The organism is Parapedobacter pyrenivorans (assembly GCF_014636865.1).
Lineage (GTDB): Bacteria > Bacteroidota > Bacteroidia > Sphingobacteriales > Sphingobacteriaceae > Parapedobacter > Parapedobacter pyrenivorans.
Genome location: NZ_BMER01000001.1, coordinates 727,689 through 747,267 on the forward strand (window position 1 = coordinate 727,689; position 19,579 = coordinate 747,267).

General features: G+C 47.2%; 20 protein-coding genes. 5 read left to right on the forward strand and 15 right to left on the reverse strand.

Annotation, left to right across the window (positions count from 1 at the left end):
• Positions 1 to 36 precede the first annotated feature (36 nt).
• Positions 37 to 999 (forward strand): lipid A deacylase LpxR family protein, encoded by a 963-nt coding sequence (locus IEV98_RS02735; protein ID WP_188504391.1) that lies wholly within the window; start codon positions 37 to 39, stop codon positions 997 to 999.
• Here the strand turns inward: IEV98_RS02735 and arfB are convergent.
• Both arfB and IEV98_RS02745 read right to left on the reverse strand, forming a co-directional pair.
• A complete protein-coding gene (gene arfB, locus IEV98_RS02740) occupies positions 996 to 1,406 on the reverse strand; it encodes an alternative ribosome rescue aminoacyl-tRNA hydrolase ArfB (RefSeq protein ID WP_188504392.1) in 411 nt (136 codons plus the stop codon). The genes IEV98_RS02735 and arfB overlap by 4 nt on opposite strands.
• Positions 1,393 to 2,670, reverse strand: coding sequence for a dicarboxylate/amino acid:cation symporter (locus IEV98_RS02745; protein WP_188504393.1), 1,278 nt, complete (start codon positions 2,668 to 2,670; stop codon positions 1,393 to 1,395). Before IEV98_RS02745 ends, arfB begins: the two co-directional genes overlap by 14 nt.
• 44 nt (positions 2,671 to 2,714) lie before the next feature.
• Here IEV98_RS02745 and mnmC2 point away from each other — a divergent pair, with 44 nt between their 5' ends.
• Complete coding sequence (mnmC2, locus tag IEV98_RS02750; protein WP_188504394.1) at positions 2,715 to 3,389, forward strand: tRNA (5-methylaminomethyl-2-thiouridine)(34)-methyltransferase MnmC2; 675 nt, start codon at positions 2,715 to 2,717, stop codon at positions 3,387 to 3,389.
• Here the strand turns inward: mnmC2 and IEV98_RS02755 are convergent.
• Genes IEV98_RS02755 through IEV98_RS02765 form a run of 3 tightly spaced genes read right to left on the reverse strand, consistent with a single transcriptional unit; the run spans position 3,383 to position 6,453 of the window.
• Positions 3,383 to 3,880, reverse strand: coding sequence for an FKBP-type peptidyl-prolyl cis-trans isomerase (locus IEV98_RS02755; RefSeq protein WP_188504395.1), 498 nt, complete (start codon positions 3,878 to 3,880; stop codon positions 3,383 to 3,385). The two genes, mnmC2 and IEV98_RS02755, sit on opposite strands and share 7 nt — an antisense overlap.
• Positions 3,881 to 3,919: 39 nt before the next feature.
• The gene (locus IEV98_RS02760) at positions 3,920 to 5,926 is read right to left on the reverse strand and encodes a thioredoxin domain-containing protein (protein ID WP_188504396.1); all 2,007 of its coding nucleotides are present in this window, start codon (positions 5,924 to 5,926) and stop codon (positions 3,920 to 3,922) included.
• Between the two features lie 29 nt (positions 5,927 to 5,955).
• A complete protein-coding gene (locus IEV98_RS02765) occupies positions 5,956 to 6,453 on the reverse strand; it encodes a SixA phosphatase family protein (RefSeq protein ID WP_188504397.1) in 498 nt (165 codons plus the stop codon).
• Between the two features lie 161 nt (positions 6,454 to 6,614).
• Here IEV98_RS02765 and IEV98_RS02770 point away from each other — a divergent pair, with 161 nt between their 5' ends.
• A complete protein-coding gene (locus IEV98_RS02770; protein WP_229738537.1) occupies positions 6,615 to 7,589 on the forward strand; it encodes a stealth family protein in 975 nt (324 codons plus the stop codon).
• Here the strand turns inward: IEV98_RS02770 and IEV98_RS02775 are convergent.
• From IEV98_RS02775 to IEV98_RS02810, 8 genes are all read right to left on the reverse strand, one after another.
• Positions 7,557 to 8,606 carry an NAD-dependent epimerase/dehydratase family protein gene (locus IEV98_RS02775; protein WP_188504398.1) on the reverse strand — a complete coding sequence of 350 codons (1,050 nt, stop codon included), beginning with the start codon at positions 8,604 to 8,606 and terminating at the stop codon, positions 7,557 to 7,559. The two genes, IEV98_RS02770 and IEV98_RS02775, sit on opposite strands and share 33 nt — an antisense overlap.
• Entirely contained in the window at positions 8,603 to 9,595 is a 993-nt protein-coding gene (locus tag IEV98_RS02780; RefSeq protein WP_188504399.1) for a stealth family protein, read from the reverse strand. Before IEV98_RS02780 ends, IEV98_RS02775 begins: the two co-directional genes overlap by 4 nt.
• A gap of 47 nt (positions 9,596 to 9,642) precedes the next feature.
• Positions 9,643 to 10,608, reverse strand: coding sequence for a hypothetical protein (locus IEV98_RS02785; RefSeq protein ID WP_188504400.1), 966 nt, complete (start codon positions 10,606 to 10,608; stop codon positions 9,643 to 9,645).
• 61 nt (positions 10,609 to 10,669) lie between these two features.
• Complete coding sequence (locus IEV98_RS02790) at positions 10,670 to 11,155, reverse strand: hypothetical protein (RefSeq protein ID WP_188504401.1); 486 nt, start codon at positions 11,153 to 11,155, stop codon at positions 10,670 to 10,672.
• A 79-nt stretch (positions 11,156 to 11,234) separates the two neighbouring features.
• Entirely contained in the window at positions 11,235 to 12,092 is an 858-nt protein-coding gene (locus tag IEV98_RS02795; RefSeq protein ID WP_188504402.1) for an alpha-1,2-fucosyltransferase, read from the reverse strand.
• Complete coding sequence (locus IEV98_RS02800; RefSeq protein WP_188504403.1) at positions 12,089 to 12,850, reverse strand: DUF268 domain-containing protein; 762 nt, start codon at positions 12,848 to 12,850, stop codon at positions 12,089 to 12,091. Before IEV98_RS02800 ends, IEV98_RS02795 begins: the two co-directional genes overlap by 4 nt.
• Positions 12,851 to 12,881: 31 nt before the next feature.
• Entirely contained in the window at positions 12,882 to 13,526 is a 645-nt protein-coding gene (locus IEV98_RS02805) for a hypothetical protein (protein WP_188504404.1), read from the reverse strand.
• A gap of 20 nt (positions 13,527 to 13,546) precedes the next feature.
• Entirely contained in the window at positions 13,547 to 14,644 is a 1,098-nt protein-coding gene (locus IEV98_RS02810; protein WP_188504405.1) for a glycosyltransferase family 2 protein, read from the reverse strand.
• Between the two features lie 46 nt (positions 14,645 to 14,690).
• On the opposite strand from IEV98_RS02810, the gene IEV98_RS02815 reads away from it, so the two are divergent.
• Together IEV98_RS02815 and IEV98_RS02820 are read left to right on the forward strand one after the other, a co-directional pair.
• Positions 14,691 to 15,431 (forward strand): hypothetical protein, encoded by a 741-nt coding sequence (locus IEV98_RS02815; protein WP_188504406.1) that lies wholly within the window; start codon positions 14,691 to 14,693, stop codon positions 15,429 to 15,431.
• Between the two features lie 5 nt (positions 15,432 to 15,436).
• Positions 15,437 to 16,252, forward strand: a complete 816-nt coding sequence (locus IEV98_RS02820) for a glycosyltransferase family 2 protein (protein ID WP_188504407.1) — start codon at positions 15,437 to 15,439, stop codon at positions 16,250 to 16,252.
• Here IEV98_RS02820 and IEV98_RS02825 read toward each other — a convergent pair.
• Together IEV98_RS02825 and IEV98_RS02830 are read right to left on the reverse strand one after the other, a co-directional pair.
• Positions 16,249 to 17,343, reverse strand: coding sequence for a glycosyltransferase WbsX family protein (locus IEV98_RS02825; RefSeq protein WP_188504408.1), 1,095 nt, complete (start codon positions 17,341 to 17,343; stop codon positions 16,249 to 16,251). The two genes, IEV98_RS02820 and IEV98_RS02825, sit on opposite strands and share 4 nt — an antisense overlap.
• Positions 17,340 to 19,340, reverse strand: a complete 2,001-nt coding sequence (locus IEV98_RS02830) for a glycosyltransferase (protein ID WP_188504409.1) — start codon at positions 19,338 to 19,340, stop codon at positions 17,340 to 17,342. The genes IEV98_RS02825 and IEV98_RS02830 overlap by 4 nt, the downstream gene beginning before the upstream one ends.
• Positions 19,341 to 19,579 lie beyond the last annotated feature (239 nt).

A 19,579-nucleotide genomic window follows, 5' to 3' on the forward strand; every position in this document is an offset into this window, starting at 1 on the left:
TGCTTCAGGAGAATTTGCAGCACCATTCGTTTTATAATGACCAAAAGGCTATATCGCGTTGGTAAAAACAGCGTTACGCTTGTGCTACTGTTTGCGTATACCGTATGTATTGCCCAGCATATCCCCCGGGCGGAGTTTAACTTCCGTAATGACAATGATCTATACCTATTCAACAAACAAGACCAATATTACACTAACGGTATATTCTTCAATTTACGCAGAGCAGTAGACACCGCCCGCTTAGCTACTGATGAAACCAACAGGCTATGGGGAATAACGTTGGGGCAGAAAATGTACAATGCGTATACCGCCAGTATCCGGTATATCGAAGAAGTAGATCGGCCTATCACGGCCTATCTTTTTGTTGCCGCCAATGTGGATCGCTATTTTGCCAATGAAACATTCTTATTGCTGACCGCAGAAGCGGGTACTATCGGGCAACGGGCACTGGGCCGGCAGTTTCAGGAGAGCGTTCATAAAGTATTCCGCCTTTACGATATTACGGGGTGGGAATACCAATTGGAGAATGCCTTTGGCATTGATGTTTCCGCTCGATACGGCGGGCTACTATATCGCAACACGCCCCGCTGGTTCGATATATCAGGTGATGCAAAGGCAACACTGGGGCTCAATCATACGGGTTTATCCATGACATCCACATTGCGATTTGGCCGGATAAACGCTATTGGCCAATCCGCTTATACCTCCAGCCGACTGCAAGCCAGGGGCAAATCCGTTGGAAGAGAACTCTTCTTTTACTATAGTCCGCAATTGAATTTTGTCGCCTATGATGCTACGCTCCAGGGTGGGCTATTTTTACGCAATAAAGGGCCAGTGACCTATACACCCGCTCGCTGGGTGTGGTACAATCAAGTCGGCATAATGTATGCAAAAAATGCGCTTTCTTTACACTTGCAATACATCTTCTATACCAAGGAAGTACCGGGTATGTTTTTCCGCCACCGCTATGGCTCGGTGGGTATGGGCTATCGGTTTTAGGACCAATCTTTCCTTCTATTGATTTTACGCAGCGCCTGCTTACGCTTGGTATCGAGGCGTTTCTGCACAGCGGCTTTGGAAGGCCTGGTAGCTTTACGCGGCTTTTCCTCCTTAAGCGCACCCAAAAGCAATGCTACCAGCTTTTGAAGTGCGATCTCCTTATTCTGCAATTGGCTGCGGGTCTCCTGGCTACTGACCTGCAGGAGGCCTTCGGCCTGCAATCGGTTGGATAGCCGCCTCCTTATACGCGCTTTCTCTTCGTTGGAAAATACGGTAGCTGCCGCAATGTCAAACAACAGGGTAACCTTCGTTTCCACTTTATTCACATGCTGCCCACCTGCACCGCCGCTCCGCGATGTTTGGAATTGCACGAAGGGCAGAAGTAAACCAGTGTCAATCCGTTCCATCTGCGTCATCAGTGTTCAATCCATCGGCCGCGCTCAACGTACCCCGTGCGCCGGCAAACTTCGCCACCAGCATCGCAGCTACATTATCCCCTGTCGCATTCAACAACGTGGCCATCGGATCTACCAAGGTACCGATGATCATAACGGCCGGAATCGCTTCGGTGGGAAGTCCGTATACTGAAATCATCAACATCTCGCCGATGTATCCGCCATTTGGAATGCCGCCGGCCACGATGCTGACCAGTATCGTGATACCGAGGGCAGTAAGCAAGGTCATCGGGTCAAAAAAATCCCAACCGATGAGCACGAAGGCTACATAAATCTTAACGATGCTGGACATCGATGACCCGTCTTTGTGCAAGGTTGTCCCCAAGGGGATCACCACATTTGCCACTGCTGCCGGAATACCCATTTTAGGGGCCACGGAAAGATTGACGGGCATCGTAGCGATACTGCTGCATGTACTGATGGCGGTAGCCGAGGGCAGGATGTTGTTTCTCCAAAAACGGTTTACACCGTGTTTTCCGCCCGCAGCATAAGCATATAGGCTAAAAAAAACAATGAAATAGAAAGCACCAAGGATATAATATAATCCCAGTGGTTTGGCATAGAATCCGAAGAGTTCGGGGCCAATCGTGCCCACTTGATAGGCAAAATAGGCACCAAGACCGATAGGTGCTATTTTCATGATTAGAATCAGCAGTTGCTTCATCACTTCATTACCCGATATCAGGAATTTTCTGAAGGATGCGCCCGTCTCACCCGACCGCATGGCCGCAATCCCCACGAGAAACGAAAAAATCACGAAAGCCAGCATGTTCTCCCGCGACAACAGCTTGTAAAACTCATCTACCGTAACAAACCTCACCAACTTATCGCCCCAGGTATCACCGGGATTGCCCTGTAAGAGTTCGTCTGCGGTCTCCTGCGCCACCTGTGGAGCATCGACCGGGAAAAACCACAGCACGATGATCGTACATAGCGCAGCGATAATAACGGTACCCAAGAATACACCCGCCATCGTGGAGATGATGCGTCCCAATTTCTGCGAGCCGTCGATATTGGCCACCGCCGAAGCAATAGCAAAAAATAGCAATGGAATGACGGCAGCAAACAATAGGTTAAGGAAAATATCGCCAAGCGGCTTGAGCCAGGCCACAATTTCGGGGAAAAAGCCACCGACAATGCTTCCAACTACAATACCGAGCAATAAGAGCAAAATGCTTCCGTAATTCTTCAAGAAATTGGGCAACTGCCTTTCCATATTTACGTCACTAAAGTACTGGATTTATTTTAAGTTTGCACAAGATGCTAGAATTTGTTATCACATCCGATGGGTCCAAAACGCTATATCATCCGGCGATCGGCGAGCATTATCACTCTCGCCATGGCGCAGTGCAAGAGAGCCAGCACGTATTTTTGGGTAGGGGGCTGGCGTATTTCCTGGAGACACATCGATCAGAAGCTGTGTCCATATTGGAAATCGGATTTGGCACCGGGCTCAATTTCCTATTGAGTGCAGATTACTGCCAAAAAAAAGGCATACAACTGGATTATACCGGTGTGGAGGCCTACCCTATAGCTATGGATTTACTCGCACAAACCGGCTATGAGGCTTATGTAGCGCCGACATTATGGGAATCTTTTCTACAGCATTATACAGCTAGTTTACAAGCTGCACAAGCTATTCTCGTGGGTTGCTCATTAGAAATCGCTCCCTGCCAAGCATTGCAGTTTGCTACGGAAAAGCGGTATGACGTATTGTATTTCGATGCCTTCGCCGCCGCCCATCAACCGGATATGTGGACAGCAGAAACCTTGCGGCATGTAAGTGCCTTTTTAAAGCCTGGAGGAATATTTGTGACTTATGCGATTACCGGGCACCTCAAGCGGACGCTGAAATCTTTTGGGTTTACCATTGAAAAAGTACCCGGAGCACCAGGGAAAAGAGAAATGCTCCGGGCAATAAACGATCATCAATGATGATGCGAGCCGTCCGGCCCATGTGAGTGGCCGTGGGCCAATTCGTCAGCCGTTGCTTCGCGCACCGACAAGACTTCGATGGCGAAGTGCAGGTTTTGCCCGGCCATCGGATGGTTGAGGTCAACCACAACGGTTTCAGGGCTCACTTCAGTCACCCTACCACGGAATTGGTTGCCTTGGTTATCCTGCAAAGGCAATATTTCATCCACAGCGGGTATACCACTTTCCTTAAACATATCAGCCGGGAGTGTAGCGATCGCTTGTTCATTGACCTCGCCATAAGCGTCTTCGGCAGCTAACTCGAAATCCGTAGTATCTCCGGCTTCCAAACCGGAAATATGCTCTTCAAACTTCGGCAACATCATGCCTACACCGAACAGAAAATCCAACGGATTGTCCTTGCCGGCTTCTTCAACAAAAGTTCTTTCGCCATTTTCGATGGTGTGGAGTTTGTAAGTCAGCGTAACCACGCTATTGGGTGCTATCGTCATTGTGTTAAAGTTATGGGCATGGCACGCATGCCCTAGTTATCATTTTGTAATTAATTGCAATAATTCATCCGTATGCTCCACCGGTAAGCTACACGTTTTGTTGCGACATACGTATGCCCTGGTTGCATTGCCTATCCGCCCTGCCAACAATGGCAGGCTGCCTTTTGTTCCGCCCAATATCATTTTATTGGGTAGGTAATGGATATCCAATTCTTTACGCATGGCCTGCCACCCAGGGCCGGTAAGCATAATTTCGAAGCTTCCATACACTTCTTCCAGCAATTGGATAGCCCAATTGGAATAAGCAGATCCGTATGACGAAATGTGCGGGACTACATTTGCCAGCAGTTGCCTGGCAATTTCCAAATACCGCCGTTCGTCAAAAATCAACCCCAATCGATAGAGCTGCCGGACGATTGTTGAGGTGGAGGACGGAATCACGTTATCCATGATTTCCTGTTTGCGGGCGATGAGTTGTTCAGCATGCGTCGATGTGTAATAAAACGCCGACGCCTCCCTTTCATAGAAATAGCTCAATACATATTCCATCAGACGCTTCGCCTCGTGCAGCCACAGCTCATCAAAAGTAGCCTCATACAAGGCGATATACGCCTCGATACTGAATGCATAATCATCGAGGAAGCCAGCAATCGCCTTACCGTTAGCTTCGGGCTGGTGCAATAAGCCGCCATCTTCCGCATAGAGTTTCTGACGTATAAATCCGGCATTCTCGAGTGCCACGTTCAAATATTCCGGCACATCAAAAACCCGGTAAGCATCTACAAAACCTTTAAGCATCAGCGCATTCCACGAGGTCAGCAACTTATCGTCCAAACCGGGATGCACGCGCTTATTCCGATAATCAAGCAGTTTCCGTTTGCCTTCGGCAAGGTATGCCTCCCATTCCTCAGCAGAAAAGCCGGCCTCTTGGGCCATCTTGTCCGCTTCGGCATCGATTTTCAGTACATTGGTTTGCTCCTCTTCCCAGTTGCCCTCATCCGTGGCACCAAAGTAACGCGTAAATAACTCGGCATCTTCGCCGAGTATGGTTTCGATTTCAGCGAGCTGAAACGTATAGAATTTCCCTTCCACACCCTCGCTATCGGCATCCAACGCGCAATAAAAGCCTCCGTCTGGACTGGTCATTTCGCGTTGTATCCACGCCAATGTTTCGACCACCACGCGTTTGTACTGGTCGGTTGGCCGTTGCTGCCAAGCTTCAGCATAGAGGCTTACCAATTGCGCATTGTCATAGAGCATCTTTTCAAAATGCGGGATATGCCAGCGACCATCCACGGAATACCGGGCAAAACCACCGCCCACGTGGTCGTAAATTCCACCCGAAGCGACTTTCCCGAGGGTAAAATGGACATGCTCCAGCACTTCCCGATCATCTACCAATACGCCATAGCGAAGCAGAAACAGCCAGTTGTTGGGTAGCGGAAATTTGGGCACCCGTGTATGTCCGCCATCCTTTGCATCAAACAGGCTTTTCCAAGGAGTCACTACTGCTGCCAAATCTTGCGCAGTGTAGGTTTCGGGGATGCGATTGATTGGAAGTTGCTCGCTCTTTCGGATACCTGAGGTAAGTCGATCGGCATAGTCAAGGGCTACCTCGGGTTTATCCCTCCACATGTTTGCTAATTGCAGCAACACGTTTTGCCAGTCGGCAGGCCGGAAATAGGTTCCTCCATAAATCGGACGCCCATCGGGTAGGCAAATGCAGTTAAGCGGCCACCCCCCCTGCCCCGTCATCAGTTGCGCGGCAATCATGTATATCTGATCAATATCGGGCCGTTCCTCGCGGTCGACTTTAACGGAAACAAAGTGCGCATTCATCACCGCCGCAATCTCTTCATCTTCGAAGCTTTCACGTTCCATCACATGGCACCAATGGCACGCTGAATAACCAATACTGACGATAAGAAGTTTGTTTTCTGCTTTCGCCTTGTGCAAGGCCTCATCTCCCCAGGGATACCATTCAACGGGATTAAACTGATGTTGCCGCAAATAGGGCGAAGTTTCGCTATGGAGCTTATTCGGCATGTGGGGGTAAAGGTAAGGTTTTCTGCTAACTAATTCGTATCGTCGGGCCTAGCAAACCAAGCGTTAGTTCCGGTGCCTCCACTTACCGACACCCAATCCGTCAGGTCATCAAACCGAATGTGTACAATACCGCAGGTAGGGAGGTTATAAATATGCTCGTCAGCTAGGTAATTCACCAATAAAGTGAGACCGGGATTGTGTCCGAAAAAGGCTACACTCTCATAATCATTGTCCAACTCATTAATAACCTGCAGCAAAGTATTCGGCAAGGCCTCGTATATCCGCTCGTCCGTTTGAATCGCGTTCACAGGCAGCGCTAGGTGCTCAGCAAATATCTGAGCGGTAGTGATCGCCCGCTTAGCGGGGCTACTAATCAATTGTTGGGGTTGAACAGGATACTGAGCTAGCCACATGGCCATTTTTGGTGCATTTTTGAATCCGCGCGGATTGAGCGGCCGGTCAAAATCACTTACATCAAAACTCCAATCCGACTTTGCGTGCCTAATAATAAATAAGTGCTTTGCCATAATCTGCTGCCCCCTAGTTTATTTACCCCAAGTAATAGTAGCAACCGCCGTACCGATTTGGCAAAAATGCGGATAAAAACAAACAAAAAGAAGCGTTGCATACATCATTTTTGTTATACTTTTGTAGCCTTTAGCATGTTGTAATTGAGCGCCATGCTGAAATGAAATCATCAAAAATGGACGATCAGCGCTTCGAAATTGATTTGGTTTATCTTTGGGTAGATGGCAACGACCCGAAATGGCAAGCCAAAAAGCGGGCGTTTACCGGTGTGGTGAGCGACGATTCCGAGACCAACAACAAGGGGCGGTACGTGAGTAACGACGAACTGCGCTACGCGTTGCGGTCGGCCGAGAAGCATGCCCCCTGGATAAGGCGGATCTTTATCGTAACGGACGACCAGCGCCCGGATTGGTTGGATGCAGACCATCCGCGTATACAGGTAGTAGACCATAAGGAAATCATGCCTGATACTGCACTCCCCTGTTTCAATTCGACGGTTATTGAATATTTCCTGTACCGCATTCCAGGGTTATCGGAGCGCTTTCTGTTTGCCAATGACGACATGTTTTTCAACGCCGACCTTCGGCCCGGCTTCTTCTTTTCGGATGACGGCTACCCCATTGTTCGGCTGAAAAGAAAGTTTTTCGGTAAGTGGCACCCGCGGTTGACTGCTTTTTTCAAGGGACTGGTTGGCAAAAAACTGGGACAATATGCACAGAAACTGGCCGACTCGGCCCGTGCGGTAGAAAAGCTATCTGGAACTTACTATTCGGGTGTACCCCACCACAACATCGATGCGTTCCTCCGGTCCGACTACCAGCATGCCGTGGAGGAGGTTTTTGCAGACCGCGTAGGCGAGTCGCAGACGCACCACGTGCGCACGTTCGGCGATATTCATCGGACCGCGTTTACCTACTATGCGCTTGCTATCGGCCACGGCCACCTCAGATACGTCGGCCGGAGGGAGGCCAGCCGCATTTTGGTTTACAAGCACGATTTCATGGCGTACATGGAGCGTTATCGACCCCAACTCTTCTGCCTAAATGACAACCAACGCGTATCGGATGAAGACCGGAAGAAAATCCGGCCTTTTCTGGAAGCCTTATTCCCCGACAAGTCCGCCTTCGAAAAATAGCCGGCGGTACGTATCCCTGTACCAGGCCACGAAATGCTCCACGCCCGCCGCTAATGGCGTATCAGGGTGATAATGGGTTACGGCCGATAATGCCTCGGTATCGGCATACGTCGTTTTCAGGTCGCCCGGCTGCATGGGGTACATATCCAGCTTGGCGGTCAGCCCGAAAGTTGCCTCCATGATACGGATAAACTCCATCAGGTGTATGGGTTGTGAATTTCCGATATTGAAAATCCGGTAATAGGACACGGCTTCCGTAGCTGTGGGGATATGACTACCCGCCCGTATGACGCCCTCAATAATATCATCGATATAGGTAAAATCCCGGTACATCTCGCCGTCGTTAAACACCTTGATGGGTTTGCCCGAGCAGATGGCATCGGCAAAAAGCATGGGGGCCATATCCGGCCGGCCCCAGGGGCCATACACCGTAAAGAAACGCAGGCCAGTGGTGGGTAACTGGTACAGGTGGCTATAGGTGTGGGCCAGTAGCTCATTGCTCCGCTTGGTCGCCGCATATAAGCTTACCGGGTGGTCCACCCGGTCGTCTTCGTGAAACGGCACCTTGGCATTGGTACCGTAAACCGATGAGCTGGAGGCATACACCAGATGTTTGATTTGGTGATGGCGGCAGCATTCGAGCATATTGACGAATCCCACCACGTTGGACTGCACGTAGGCATGCGGATTCTGCATCGAATAACGGACGCCCGGCTGCGCCGCCAAGTGGAAAACCTGATCAAACCCTTGGGTTTGGAACAACGCCGTAAGGTTTGCCAGATCGGTGATATCTGTTTTCTGAAACGTGTAAGCCGGTTGGGTTCGGCTTTGCACCGGCACATTATCGCTAAGCTTATCGCGGCCTACGCCACATGCGGCCAAGCGTCCATATTTCAGTCCTACCTCGTAATAATCATTTATATTGTCAATGCCTATCACGTGGTCGCCCCTTTTTAGGAGTGCGTTTACCAAGTGGAAACCAATGAAACCTGCAGCACCGGTCACTAAAATCTTCATCGTTCAAAGGTTGATTTTTCAGGCAATATGTGATTGAATGCATCACTGACGGCCTGCATGGTTTTGTCGTAATTGACAATGTGTTCGCTATCGTTTACACAGACGAGTTTGTACGATTGCTCGCGTATGGCTTTGATCGCTTTCGGTGCCCTGAAAACCAACGGAAACATTTTCGTATCTTGATACGTATTATAGGGTTCGAAATTAGATCGGCATATCTGCCACGTACGGAATAGTTCCTGTGTATAATCCTTCGGGCTCCGGAATCGATGGGCCGACATCTCCGTCAGTTCTTTGCCTGCATATGCCCAGACTTCCTCGAAGGTCGTCTTGGTATACGGTTGTGCGTTGTGCGGGGTGCGCAGTGTAATGAACTTGTCGTATGATTTCAGCAGTCTGGTCAAACGCGAACGTTTCCCATAGCTCTCATGAAACCACTTATCGTGGTCGCGCGCCATTACCTCCTTTTTATCGAAGCGCCGGTTGATGATGGCGATGTTATTCTTCAAGCATTTACTCCACAATGACAGCCCCATGTTCATCCGGAAGGCTGCAATATCGTTGGGCACTCCATCGGTAAAAAAACGAGCTTGCGGCAAGTCGTTGATGATAAAGAAATCATCATTAAAATAAACAAAATGTTCTGCTAACTCTGGAATGCGATGCAGGTAAATTTCGATCAGGCTCGAATTGAAGCACGGCAGAAATTGCTTAGGGATGTAATCTTCGTGATTTACCATCCGCAGTTTCGGGTGGCTTGTATCCAGCCATTCAGGCTGCTGTCCGCAGGTAACGAAATGGATGTTGCGCACCCATGGAGCAAACTTATCCACACCTCGAAACCAATACTTTAGCAGGCCATGGTCCCTAAAACGAGCCTCAGTTACCTCATTCTTCTTATTATCTATCTTACCTGAATAGGCAGCGAAATCCATTTGCCATTTCGGGTCATTCATATCTACCCAGGTCACTACAAAATCAATATCCATTGTGGATTGTTTGGTGGTCAAAAATAATATTTTTATTCCGAACGGCCCTACTCGACCAAAATCCGCTCAAACGGGATATTATTGATTTTGGCAGCATAAGCCGGGAAATCGGTCCGATACATGTTAGCCGTACCGATACTATAGATATGCTGCGCACGCGATAGCATCAGAAAATCCAGAAAAGACTTCATATAAACCTCATTTTCGGCGTCTGCCACATTATCGATGTGCACGACTTTACCGGGAATAACATACACATTGGCCAAGCTGCTCACTGCCGAAAGAAAGGTGGCGCTATCCGAAGTCACCAATACCGGCACCTTACTTTGCTCGGTAATCTGCCTCAGCGCGCGCAAATTTCTTTCAAGAAGTTGCTGTTGCTCCGCTGCCGGCAGGGGTTTGAAATGGTATTCCTTAAAATCACCCAGTAAGGCTTGGAATCGGAATACGCAGGCGATATAATTCGTATTTCCGATTTCACTAAGGTGCACTTGCAAGCGTTCCTCTAATACGCTCGTTGGTTTAAACAGTTCGTTAAAAAGCGTTCCCCATTGATAACTCGTATTATACTTCTTGTTGATTTTGTCGAGGTAATCAACCTTGGCATAAATATATACCTGTTTTTTGAGCGGGAACAGCTTAGTAAGCCGACTCAGCGGTGGCTGTTTGCTCATAATCCTGAATCTAATGTCCCACACCGACTCACTCAGTTCGCCGGGCTTCGGTATCCAGTCATAAGCATTGGGCACCAAAAAACCAGTTAGCTCCATTGGATGGTTAAAGATACACCGGAATGGAACCCCTTGCGCCTTGGCAAGTGCATAAACGCTCACAATTCCCTTAAAACGATCGGTAAGCCCTTTGGTTTTCCGTCGTTCGTCTACAACGGAAATCAACATCGGCACCCTTGTGCGCTTACCGTAAAGCTTGTAGTACTTCAATACCATGTAGTACTCCTTGAGCCCATAGGCATTGAGAAACCGTACAATTGCCCGCTTACCGCTGCTATACATACCTACTAATCTAAAAACCGGCTAAACTTAGCTAAATTATTGATCTTTGAATTAGTACAACCTAAATTTTGGTGAAAAACCCTTTAAAAGACAAGGTGTCTCTGTGGCTTCCGTTCGGTGACTCTAGGAAAACATTGCCATCAACCAGCCATGTGCGATCATCTATCTTTCTTCCCTGAATTCGCCCACCCACGGGTTCAAAAGACACCGTACCGCAGCTAATGCACATCGTATGGAAAGACACCTTATCACCGGCAATCTCTTTGTTACCGTAGTTGAAAAAGGTAGTTCCGCCAGCTACTTCAAACGACAAAGCACTATAGGGGCTAGCACTATTCTTAACTCCCCCACCCCAATCCCAATACTGTTTATAGGTAAACACTAAGGCATTTCCGCCAGCTACCCTAAACCTATCCAGTTGGGCATGCTGTTGAAACGTGTAAGTACAGTTTTCGCACCGGTCGTATTCGTTTCCCGGTTCGTTCTTCTCACATGCAACGAATGTTGTAATAAAACAAAACGCGGTCCAGATCATGTATCTTTTCATACTCAATGATTATTGGTTTGTTATGAAAACGAATCTAGCTCATAAAACGCGACAAGATAATAATGACGGACATCGCCACTCAACAAACCCGGAATCCCGGCAAGATAATTCCCGAGAGTTCCAGCCCATCGATTGTGACCCAGCGACTGGGCGAAACGACAATTTTATCGGGCTGGGTATTCAACCAAGCTCCCCACCAGCTGAAACTGCTGTTGGCGATAATATGGTGCTTGCATAAGCTCATCAATTGCATATCCCGGAAACTATCCTTGCCTGTATTCCAGTCCACGAAAACGGCATAGGGGTTCGGGAAGTTTTTTCTGCACCACGGGATATCGTCCGAGAAAAAGATAAAACGAGGGTGATCAACATGTGCTCCGATATAGGCTAAGGCTCGCTGGTAGTAACCAACATCGCAAATTCCGCCCAGTAGCGGATCATTTATATAATCTCCTCGACGGACATGCACGCTCACGGTATTTTTATCGGCGAGTACTTCTGCGAGTCTTATATTTTCCAAACTTGAAAAATCCGGAAAACGCAACTCAGCACGCAACCGATCTGCCACCCGTTCGATATAGCGGATATGTTGCCAATATCCCCAATAATAACGATGTTTCCGGTCTTCGAAGATTGGGCCATCATAGCCGAATAACACCTTCTCTTCGTAATACGCTCTTTTTGTTCCGTAAATCCGGCGCAGCTTCCGCTGTAGCCACCGGCGGTCTTCCCAGCTAAAAAGCCGCCGCTCAAAAGGTGTGAGCTGCGGTAGCTGGACACCGAAAATCCGCTCCAATTCAAATCCATTGTGGCGCCCATAGGAATCGTATTCGGACAGATCTGCCCTGACTTTTGGGAACTTTTGCTGCAGCGCGCAGAAAAAGGCATACTGGAAAAGCTGGTTGCCCAGGCCACCGAGAAATTTAACGACCTTCACTGTGCAGTCCTTTTTTTAAACCAAAAACAACCACAGCCATAAAACTGCTTACCTAATAATTCATCCGACGGATCAGGCACCAATCCGCCGTCGTTACCGTCTTCCGGAATCAACGTAAAATCGACTAATTCCATGTCGTTGAAGAGCGTTAACACCTGCTGCTTATCATAAATACGGTGGGCATTAAAACAAATCACACTCTCACGCCCCAGCGGCACAACAAACAGCAAGGAGCCACCCGGCGAAACAACGCGTTTGAGCTCGGCAATGGCTTTTAAATCGCCATCGTAGTCGAGGCTATCTCCATAACGGCCCAACCCAATGTGCTCTACGGTATGCATGCAAGACAAAGAAGGCACGCTATTATCGGCAAAAGGCAGGTTTGTCAAGTCGGCAAATGCCGAAGTCAGGTTATCTAATACCAAATCTGCAGGGCGATAATCATAAAAGTCGGTTGGCACAATAGCGGATAACATGCTACAAAAATGCAGCGTGGACGAAATATCAATATGCCGTTTTGGATTCAATGCGTTTACGATACGAAAGGCCCATGCGGGATGATAGACATAATGCCTGTCGAAACCGGTTTCGCTGGTGGCATCTTGCAGGCACGGATAAAATAAATCTCGGGATAGCCGAAAACGCACAGGCGTCGCCTTCTCCTGCGCCGACAAGCTTTCATACTGTGAGATGAAGTGTTTAGGTAAATTCTTGGCTTTTCCTTTTGCTCTTTTTTGCCAGAATCGTCTGAATCCCATAACTAATTCATGATTTCAATTAAGTTAAATCTTAATCGCGAAAAACGCAAATGATATCATCGGCCACGGTGACCTTTCTTTTCGGATCTTTGGCTTTTATAAATGACGAAAGTTCATCGATACTCGGGTAATCCGCTTCCCCCGTAAACAATCGGGCATCATCAATAAGAATACCGTGATGAATAGGAGATTGCAGAATGGCTGCGAGCTCTTCCATGATGGGTGTGTCTTTTTCCCCTTTTGCCGTAACACCCGACGAGTAATGCCCATCAAGCCAAAAAAGCGCCGGTTGTTCGATTGTTTTTGTTAACAAATCTTCAAGTAGGATACTACTGTCTCCCAACAGGATTTTCACATGAGGAAAATCCTTGAACCTTTCAGTAGATTTCTGATAAAGCGATTCCCCCAATTCAATCGAATAGATTTGATTAAAATTGCTTCTTTGCGCCTCAACCATATCGCCTAAATAGGTGCCCGTCTCAATGAATATTTTGAAATCATATTTTTGGCGATATTTATGGACATTATTCTGCTTGACGATATGCAGTGAGGGAAGGTTTGTGTGGAAGCCGATGTATTCCCTAAATTGATCGAAAGCGACCTTATTGGCTACAAATTCGCTAAAGGAATCTGTATCTTTCTTTCTTGGCCGATAGCCGAATATTTTCTTTAACATCGCTTTCTCCTTTAATCTTTCTAATTAAATAATGATCTCAACCAAAATTTGAAAATACGGCGCTTCTGTTTGAAGGAGGTTAACGAAACCTTAAAAAGCCCTTCTTTGAGCAGATAGCTGGCTGCTCTATTTTTGGGCATGGCAGCGGTAACAACCAAATACCATCGATCAAACAGTTCTTTTTCAAATATTGTTGCCGGGAATTTGCCAAGCTTGAGATTCGCTGATTTTAGTGCAAACAATAGTTTATAGAAATCATCAATGGCGTAGTCTTTCAGCCGTCCCCATAGCAATGCATCAAAAACAGCGCCATGAACCTCGGGATCAATGCCGAGTAGCCGAAGCTGATTATCCTTGATCGTTCGGAGGTGTGCGATTGCCCTATCGCGCTTGGTTTGTGATATATTTTCTTTATGTACCCGGTAATATACCAACGGTTCATTAAAAACATGTATCGAATGCTGATCTGCTAGCCGCACAAAAAGATCATAATCTTCGACAGGCGCCATGTCTTGATAGCCGCCTAAAAGTAATGCCTCACTCCTGCGGAACATCACACTGGAATTAACAAAGATGTTATTAAAAAAAAAGCGAACTTTTAGTTCGCCAGCTTTGTAGACTGGATGTAATAGCTCGCCTGATGAGTTCCCGTTTTCATCGATCAACACCGCATTCCCCCCGCATAAAATCACATCTGGATGGGCTTCCATAAAACCATATTGCAATCCTAGACGTTCGGAAAACGAAATGTCGTCACTATCCAAAATAGCTATATATTTACCGGTAGCGGCTTCTAACGTAGCCTGGCGGGCATGGCTCAATCCTTTATTAACGGGTTGATCGACAAATCGGATTCGGGGATCTGAAAATTGCCTCACAATAGACGCTGTGCCGTCTGTAGAGCCATCATTATAAATAATCAATTCGAAATCCCCGAAGGATTGATCCAGTATACTTTGGATTGCACTATCGATATATTGCTCGACATTATAGGCGAGCATCAGCACAGAAACACCTGGTAATCGTTGTTGTCCAATGTGTTTTGACATACGAATAAAAATTAGGGCCCCGCAAATGTAGCCTTTTCTATACAAAGCGCGTTCAGTTAAGATTATCAATTACTTTAGATAACTTTGACTGGTTCTGAAGATTTTAAGAAGGAGCATGATGAGCAACAATAGTGCGGTCAAATACCTATCATTCAGTTTATGGGGCAGCTCACCCGTATATACCATGGGTGCCATCCGAAATGCGGCTTTGGCCAAAAAGATTTATCCAAGCTGGCAGGTAATCGTGTACCATGACGACACAGTCCCTGCCGATGTCCTCAAACGGCTTGATCAAGCAGGAGTTATGCTGGAAGACATGACTGATTCGGGCGTTTATGGCCTATTCTGGCGATTTCTTGCGGCAGATCGTCCAGATTGCGACTATGCGATATTCCGTGATACGGATTCCAGGTTATCCCGCAGGGAGCGTAAAGCGGTGGACGAATGGATGGCTAACGGCGATGTGCTACACATCATGCGTGACCATCCATTCCATCAGGTCCCATACGGGGCCGAAGGGCTTTCCATCCTCGGCGGTATGTGGGGGATTAGAGGCAATACGGTCCGGTTGCGGCCGCTTATCGACAGTTTTATAAATGATAAACCAGACGAATACGGCATTGATCAAGCATTCCTCCAACAAATCTATCAGCAATTCAAGGATTCGCAGACGGTACACGATGATTTTTTCGAAAAAAAGCCATTTCCGGTGAAACGGCACCGTTATCGCTTCGTGGGTGAGCGGATTGACGAACGGGAACATCCTGTGGGCGATGACTGGAAGCACATCCGGAAATACGAAAAAAAGCAGCGGGTTTCTTTCTTTACTAAGCTTAAGCAACTGTTAACCAAGTAGTCGCCATGCCATTCTTCAGCGTCATTATCCCCACCTTCAATGCTGATAAATCACTCCAAAGGTGCTTGATAAGTATCATTGACCAGACTGATAGCGACATAGAGATCATCATTCAGGATGGCAGGTCCACTGACAACACTCAGCTGGTTGCGCGCAATATCGGCGACGACCGCATTAAGATCTTTTCCGAACCGGATTCCGGCATCTACGATGCTATGAATAAAGCCATCGCGCGTAGCTCCGGAACTTGGTTGCTCTTTCTCGGAAGCGATGACTACCTTTTCAGTTCAGCCGTTCTAGCTGATATGCGAAATAAGTTATCCCATATAACCGCGCGACTGGTATATGGTGATGTAAAAATGGCAGGAGATACGCCTTGGGCGAAATCAGGCACCGTCTATCGGGGCGAAACCCCCCTACCTGAATTATTATCACACAACTACAGTCATCAGGCAGTTTTTTACCATCGGCAGGTTTTTGACGATGGTCATCGTTATAAAACACCGTACCGAATCTGTGCGGACTACGATTTTAACCTGCTTTGCACAGCAAAATACAAAGTTTGCTACGTACCGGTGATCGTATCTGTCTTCGTCGGCGGCGGTGTCAGCTCAGTCCAAGACGACCCGGTGTTTGCCAAGGATAAATGGATGAATACAATCCGCTATTTCGGGAATAAACTGAAAGGTCCGGATTTTGCCCCTTTTAAGAAGGCCTTCAAAAACGCAGCCAAGGGATTCTTGGCGCAACTTGAACTTTCCCACGCCTACAGCGCCTATGCGTTATACCTTCGTCACAAATTCGGAAAAAGGAAACGCTAGCTCTCCAGTCCCTCCTTAAGAGCCTGAAGGTACTCAACACCAAAACGCTGATCCGGTTCTAAATGACACCCCTCACCCCACTCATTCCAAGCATTAATAAAAAACAGCTGCTCATCCCCTTCAAACCGGTCCAATGTATAATTGGCGATCTGCCGCACCCAGCTTTTGAATTTTGCAGGGGTAGACCCATGGAAAATGGTGGCGTTGGTCGCCCTTCTTGCCGCATTGTCCCAAGACGGGCATACTGTTCTAAATTGTTTGTAGGTAGCGGGGGGCTTACTCAACATATTATCCACCAATCTATCATAACTGTATACGTGATTTTCAAAAAAACCACTCCGGCTCAGACTTAGGTTATGTAGCAACTTTGTGGCTAAGTACTTAATCGGGAATCTTTTGAGATATTTCGGGCCGTGACAGGGAAAATCAGGGGCGAACTCCATGGCGGCGTCAAAGCCATGCGTGACGGGGTCGACACCTTTCATGAAATTTTCTACGCCGATTAAATACAGACCGTCGAAACCAGCCCGCCTCACCTCTTCCCTCCAGATGTCGGTGGCGTTTTTAATTTCTGGGTGCAACTCAGGCCTATACATCACGTACACGGGGTTTCCGTTAATTTTTATATACCGGTCATCGCGAAAATACCGGATAAGGTACCGGATATGTTCACGATCATCTTCCAAGGAATAATGCTGCTCAATCAACAGGTCATGGTCCCGGCCGTCCCATCTTCGACTCCAATTCTCGTTTGCCCAGCATAAGCAAAAAGGCATATCAGGCTTTCCTGCGGCAAGCATTTGTTCGAGTGGTTGTTGCAATAGCAGTTTGCCATTAAACCAATAGTGGTAATAGCAAAAGCCATGCACCCCATATGCTTTTGCCAATTCCGCCTGCGTCGCCATGACCTCAAGCTGTCTGAGGTCGTAGTACCCCAAGTTGCCCGGCAAATGGGGCTGGTAGTGTCCGCGAAATCTGGGCTTGGCTTTCCTAACATTTGTCCATTCCGTAAATCCCTTACCCCACCATGCATCATTTTCAGGAATTGCATGGTACTGCGGAAGATACATGGCGATGGGTTTTATACTCATTGCTGCAACACTTCAATTAGTAAATTTTTAACACGTTCGGGCGCATAGGGTGTGAGTGCATCTCGTGTTCCCGCTGCAATCTCGGACCACAATTGCTCGTTACTGTATAGGTCTAGGATAGCCGTCGCGAATTGTTCGGCAGTATTTGCCCGCAGATAATGTTTCCGATCAATCAACCCCATGCCTTCCGCACCGATATCGGTTGTTACCGTGGGAAGGCCAAATTCTAAGCTCTGTCCGATTTTACCTTTCATCCCCGCCCCGAAACGAAGTGGGGCTACAAAAACACGGCTTGACAAAAAATACGGTGAAACATCCGCTAGGTAACCTGGTACATACACGTTTTCCGATTTCAAGCCTATCACCTGCTTCGTGGGCTCATTACCCAGCAAATAGAGAGGGATTGAAGGGAGCTTTTCCCAGACCAGCGGCATGATTTCATTGACTAACCAAGTGGCTGCGTCAATATTGGGTAGATGGCGGTAGCTTCCGATAAAACAAATCCCTTTTCTTGTATCGAAAGCCGGCTGTTCAACGCTTATAGGATGATGGACATTGGGGATGACGACAACGCGTGAAACACCATAACTACTTAACAAATCTGCCTCGACATCGGTGATCGCGACTACCGTGTCGGCGTCATGCAACAGCGAAAGCTCGCGCCTTTTCCGACGCGCCACCTTCCGTGACTTACGCTGACTCATCATCCCCATTTTTAGTGCACGCTCCTCCCGCAAAAAATGAATATCGACGGTATCATTAATCCATCGCACACCAAATTTTTTAATAAACCGCCCATATCGTCTGTTCGTGCCAGGGCGGCACACCCAAGCAACGTCCACCCACTGTATAACGCGCTTCAAAACATTCTTGGAGGATTTTTGAAATGAGGGCTTATTCAGCACCCAAACACCCATGTTAACCAGTGTGGAATAGTAAGGTTCTTGCTGGGTATCCCTTCCAGAAGAAAAAATAACACTCCAATTGAGTCGCAGTAACAGCTTGATGAGCTCAAACATCCGGCGCGACCCGGAGTCTTGATCGAAAGTCGGTAACGAAGGCTCGACAATTAAGATATATTTGTCCTTTTGAACGAATTTCCGAGCAATGGTGGCTGCATCAGTTGTTTGCGGAAACCCTTGGAAAATATACTGCCATCTCGCTTTAAACATTTCTGCATTGACAACCTGATAACTTTTTACATTTTTTCCATCGGAAATCTTACCCGAACTGACCCCCTCAAAATGAACAACTTGAGCTAATGGTTGGTAGTAGACTTTTTTGTTTAACTGATATCGTATCCGAAACGCTAAGTCGGTATCTTCATAGTAAGCCGGAGCGAATGCCTCATCAAAGCCATCCAACTCAATAAGATCCGTCTTCAACGCCAATATACACGCGCCTGAACAATAGTCAGCCTCTCGCAGGTAATTGTAAAAAATATCTTGTGGATCTTTAAATTTACCGTAGTTCCCCGGTTCCCCTTTATAGTTTACAATCCCTCCTGCTTCTTGCAAAAGCCCAAAGGGATAAATTAACTTGGCACCAACTAGCCCAACGCGATCAAAATTCTCAAATGGGGCGACCAAATTATCGAGCCAGCCGGGCAAAACCTGAACATCATTATTCAGGAAACAGATATACGTTCCTTTGCTAGACGCCAATGCTTTGTTGCACGATTTTAAGAAGCCGATGTTTTTTTCATTTTCAATAACATGCACGTTGCCGATACTACTCAAAACATCCTTGGTTTCATCTGTCGAACAATCATTTACGATGACAACCTCATAGCTGTTGTTCTTGGTATTATTTAAGATAGATAGCAGGCAATTGTAGGTAAATGCAATGTGATTGTGTACGCAGACAATGATACTTACCTGTGGGATTTCCCAAGTGGGAAATGAAAACGCGTCGAACGACGTAGGTACTGGCAGCAAACCGGGGATATCAAATTTGCCTATACCAAGTAGTCTTCTCCCGAACTCAGAAATTGTCAATCCCTTATAATCAACAAATAATCCGCCATTAAATCGGAATAAACTAAGTCCTAGAAAAAAAAAACGTTGAATAATCGCTAATAAAAAGGCTGGTTTCAGAATGGGAGGTAACTTGCCTAAGGCTTTACTTCTGTAATATTTACGGGCAATGATTAGGCTTACTGCTAAATTTTTCCTGTCAATCCACCGGGTAATTTTATTAGCGCGCATGTATATTCAGGCTCCAATTATTACTGTAT